Source organism: Streptomyces sp. NPDC026672, assembly GCF_040638185.1.
Lineage (GTDB): Bacteria > Actinomycetota > Actinomycetes > Streptomycetales > Streptomycetaceae > Streptomyces.
In genome coordinates, this window is sequence record NZ_JBEZXS010000111.1 from 1 (window position 1) to 1,401 (window position 1,401).

At 67.5% G+C, this 1,401-nt stretch carries 1 pseudogene; it reads left to right on the top strand.

Features of this window, described 5'->3' with window-relative positions:
* Nucleotides 1-87: 87 nt before the first annotated feature.
* Nucleotides 88-1,307 (top strand): annotated as a pseudogene (locus AB0F77_RS43000) (site-specific integrase); the annotation flags it as partial.
* Nucleotides 1,308-1,401 lie beyond the last annotated feature (94 nt).

Sequence of the window (1,401 nt, forward strand, 5' to 3'; positions counted from 1 at the left end):
ATGGCAGCCGCCTGATAGCCACACCCAGCACCCCTGGGCGACCCAACCCTACGAATGGCTCGATCAACCCGATCAAGAAGGTAGAGCCGCCTGAGGGCGGGCCTGGCCCTCCGTGGCAGCCTCACCGTCGGTGAGTGGCTCGACCAGTGGTTCGCCGCGAAGAAGCGCCGCAAGACCACGCTCAACGGCTACGCCTCCCACATCCGCGTCCATCTGAAGCCGCGCATCGGCCACGTACGCCTCGACCGCCTCAACGTCGGCCACCTGGTGGAGATGTTCGACGGGATAGCCGACGGCAACGAGGTCATCGCGGCCGAGAACGAGGCCCGCCGCGAGCAGATCGCCCACTGCAAGCCGAGCAAGCCCGGCCGCCCCGTGGGAGCCGAGCGGAAGCTGCTCGCGGCCGAGCGGGCCAAGCTGGCGGAGATGAAGCCGTTCCGGAAGATCACCGGCCCGGCATCCCGTCAGGCGATCCGCCGCACCCTGCGCGCGGCCCTGAACTCAGCGATCGCCAGCAGCTCATCACCTTCAACCCGGCGTCCCACGTCGAGTTGGAGTCCGGCAAGCGCCCGAAGCCACTTCTCTGGACCGATGAACGAGTCCGGCGCTGGCGCGAGACGGGCGAGACCCCCGGCCCTGTGATGGTGTGGACCCCGCAGCAGTTCGGCGCCTTCCTGGACGCAGCCGAGGGCGACCGCCTGTACGCGATCTTCCACCTCATGGGTACTCGCGGCCTCCGTCGCGGCGAGGCGGTCGGCCAGGACTGGCACGAGATCGACCTTGAGGCCGGCCTCATCACTCCCGCCAAGGAGATCGTGGTGGACGGCTGGGACCCCTACGAGTCGGAACCCAAGACGGACGGCAGCGCCAACACGATCGCGCTCGACAGCACGACCATCTCCGAACTGCGCGACCACAAAGCCCGCCAAGAGAAGGAGCGCGTGCAGTGGGGCGAAGCCTGGCAGGACACCGGCAAGGTCTTCACGAAGGAAGACGGCTCGTGGCTCCACCCTGGGACGGTCTCCGAGACTTTCCGCCGCATCCTCGCCACGACTGACCTGCCGCCCATCACCCTGCGGGACCTGCGCCACGTCGCCGCCACGCTCACGCACGGAGGCGGCGGCGACATCCACGCCGTGAAGGAGACCCTGCGGCACTCCACCATCACGCTGACCTCGGACACGTACACGAGCTTGCTACCTGAGCTGGACCGCGAGATAGCCGAGGCCGCCGTAAGGCTGGTACCCCGCGCCGGCAAGCGGAAGATCAAGGCAAAGGATCGTCGTCCTGGTTCGGCAAGTGGCTAAGAAGCTGTTGTCTTTTCGGGCGTGATCGGTGCGTTTCCGCTGGTCGGGGATAGCAGTGGTGATTCCGTGGGAGTCGTGACCTGTCGGGTCGTCG